The sequence below is a fragment of the Kineococcus gurbantunggutensis genome (genome assembly GCF_050871925.1).
Lineage (GTDB): Bacteria > Actinomycetota > Actinomycetes > Actinomycetales > Kineococcaceae > Kineococcus.
On the sequence record NZ_JBJLSG010000291.1, the window covers coordinates 1 to 2,770 of the forward strand.

3 protein-coding genes are annotated in these 2,770 nt (G+C 75.8%); all 3 read left to right on the plus strand.

Translation table 11 applies throughout. The features are described from left to right. Window positions 1-177: 177 nt before the first annotated feature. Window positions 178-837, plus strand: coding sequence for a 50S ribosomal protein L25/general stress protein Ctc (locus tag ACRYR7_RS25085; RefSeq protein WP_432575087.1), 660 nt, complete (start codon window positions 178-180; stop codon window positions 835-837). 28 nt (window positions 838-865) lie between these two features. After that, window positions 866-1,471 (plus strand): aminoacyl-tRNA hydrolase, encoded by a 606-nt coding sequence (gene pth / locus ACRYR7_RS25090; RefSeq protein WP_432575088.1) that lies wholly within the window; start codon window positions 866-868, stop codon window positions 1,469-1,471. 264 nt (window positions 1,472-1,735) lie between these two features. Continuing rightward, window positions 1,736-2,710 (plus strand): glycosyltransferase family 2 protein, encoded by a 975-nt coding sequence (locus tag ACRYR7_RS25095; protein WP_432575089.1) that lies wholly within the window; start codon window positions 1,736-1,738, stop codon window positions 2,708-2,710. Window positions 2,711-2,770 lie beyond the last annotated feature (60 nt).

A 2,770-nucleotide genomic window follows, 5' to 3' on the forward strand; every position in this document is an offset into this window, starting at 1 on the left:
CGGGGCGGCCCGCTGCGCGTCCGGGCCGCCCCGCCGCTCCCGGTAGAGTGGGGTCCGGTTGCCTCGGCGAGGGACGGCGCGGGTCCAGCACCCGGTCCTCCGTGATCGACGCGGTGGACGCGGCGCCGCGCCCTCCCGAGGTCTGCGTGAACACCCCACGACCCGAGGAGAGCCCCAGTGGCCGAGACCAAGCTGTCCGCCGAGAAGCGCACCGAGTTCGGCAAGGGCGCCGCCCGCCGCATCCGCCGCGAGAACAAGATCCCCGCCGTCGTCTACGGCCACGGCGAGGCCCCGCTGCACGTGACCCTGCCCGGCCACGACACGATGATCGCGCTGCGCCACGCCAACGCGCTGTTCGACATCGAGCTGGAGGGCGAGCGCCACCTGACGCTGCCCAAGGACGTCCAGCGCGACCCGATCAAGGGCTTCATCGAGCACGTCGACCTGCTCGTGGTGCGCCGCGGCGAGAAGGTCACCGTCGACGTCCCGCTCGCCCTGACCGGCGAGGCCGAGGCGAACACCATCGTCAACCAGGAGCTGACGACGCTGTCCGTCGAGGCCGAGGCGACCCACCTGCCCGAGAACATCGAGGTCTCCGTCGACGGCCTGGCCGCCGGCGCCCAGGTCTCCGCCGGCGACGTCACCCTGCCCGCCGGCGCCACCCTGGCCGGCGACCCCGAGCAGCTCGTCGTCGTCGTCCAGGCCGCCGCCACCGCCGCGCAGGTCGAGGCGGAGCTGGAGACCCTCGAGGCCGAGGCCGGCATCGTGCGCGAGGAGAGCCACTCCGACGACCAGGGCGGCGAGTCCTCCGAGGCCGCCGGCTCCACCGAGTCCTGACCCGGTCCCGCAGCAGCAGGAGGACGCGGTGAGCGACGCGTGGCTCGTCGTCGGCCTGGGCAACCCCGGCGCCGAGCACGAGCGCACCCGGCACAACGTCGGGCAGGTGGTCCTGGCCGAGCTGGCGGGCCGCGCGTCCACCGCCTTCAAGCGGCACCGCGCCGGTGCCCGGGTCGCCGAGGTGCGCCTGGGCACCGGCCCCGGCGGGGTGCCCGGCCCGCGCGCCGTGCTGGCCGCGCCCACCTCGTACATGAACCTCTCCGGCGGGCCCGTCGCGGGCCTGGCCAAGTACTACGACGTGCCGCTGGAGCGCCTGGTCGTCGTCCACGACGAGCTGGACGTGCCCTTCGGCGCCGTGCGCCTCAAGCGCGGCGGCGGCGAGGGCGGCCACAACGGCCTGCGCTCGATCTCGCAGTCGTTGCGCGGCAAGGACTACGCGCGCGTGCGCGTGGGCATCGGCCGCCCCCCGGGCCGGCAGGACCCGGCGGACTTCGTGCTGCGGGAGTTCTCCACCGTGGAGCGCAGGGAGCTGCCGTTCCTGGTCTCCGACGCCGCCGACGCCGTGGAGCAGCTCGTGCTGGAGGGCCTGGAGGCCGCCCAGCAGCGCTTCCACGCCCTGCCCGAGCGCCGCTGACCCCTCCCGGGCACCGGCCCGGACCCGCCTCGCGCCCGGTCCCGCGCCGGGGCGCGCAGCGCACCACGACCCGCGCCGTGTCGACCACGGCGCGTCACCGCGTTGGTGCGCGCGGCTCACGTCCTGCGCAGGACGCGTGGCGGACGGGTGGAGAGCCGCCCCCGCGCGCCCCGCCACGTCCTATGGTTGCCCGGGAGCCGCGGTCGAAGAGGGGGTCGCGGCGGGGGAAGGGGGCTGAGGACCGTGTCCTCGGGACGTCCGTCGGTGAGCATCATCACGCCGACCTACCAGCGGTTCGACTACCTGCGGCCGGCCATCGAGTCGGCCCTGGCGCAGACGTTCACCGACTTCGAGCTGATCGTGTCGGACAACGGCCCGTCGGAGGAGGCGCGCGCGATCGCCGAGTCCTACGGGGACCCGCGCATCGTCTACCGCCACAACGGCCGCAACATCGGCGCGCGCGCGAACGCCTTCGCCGCCTACGCCGCCGCGCGCGGCGAGTTCGCGGCGATGCTGCACGACGACGACCTGTGGGAGCCGGACTTCCTGGCCACCCTGGTCCCGCCGCTGCAGCAGGACCCGACGCTCTCGCTGGCCTTCAGCGACCACTGGCTCATCGACGCCGACGGGACCGTGCTGGTCGAGGAGACCGAGCGCAACACCCGCCGCTGGGGCCGCGCCGGCCTGGCCGCGGGCGTGCACCGCCCCTTCGTCCAGCAGGCCCTGGTGGACCGCGCCGTGCCCATCGCCATGGCGACCGTCGTGCGGCTGTCGAGCCTGGACCTGGCCGACGTGCCCGCCGACGTGGGCACCAACTACGACACGTGGATCGGCTACCTGGCCTGCCGCGACGGCGCGGGGGCGTACTACTCCCCGCGCCGCCTGACCCGCTACCGGCAGCACCCGCAGCAGATCACCTCCCAGGCCCGCTACGACCGGGCCCTGGTGTACTTCGCCACGCGCTTCCTGTCCGACGAGCGCCTCGCGGCGCACACCGGGCAGGTCCTGCGGGCCGCGGGGGAGTCGCACACCAACCTCGGCTTCGCCCTGCTGCGGCAGGGCCGGCGCCGCGAGGCGCTCGCCGAGCTGCTGTACGGGTTCGTGGCCGAGCCCGGCGGCCGCCCCCTGGGCGGCGCGCTGCTGGCGACCCTGCCCGCGGCGCTGGTGCGCGCCGCCGCCGGTGAGCGCACCCGGGCGCTGCAGCACCTGAGCCACCGCCGGGCGGCGCAGACCGGCTGAGGGCGACCGGCGGGGCCGGTCGCGCAGGGGGAGGACCGGGCCGGGGGGCCGGTCCAGGAC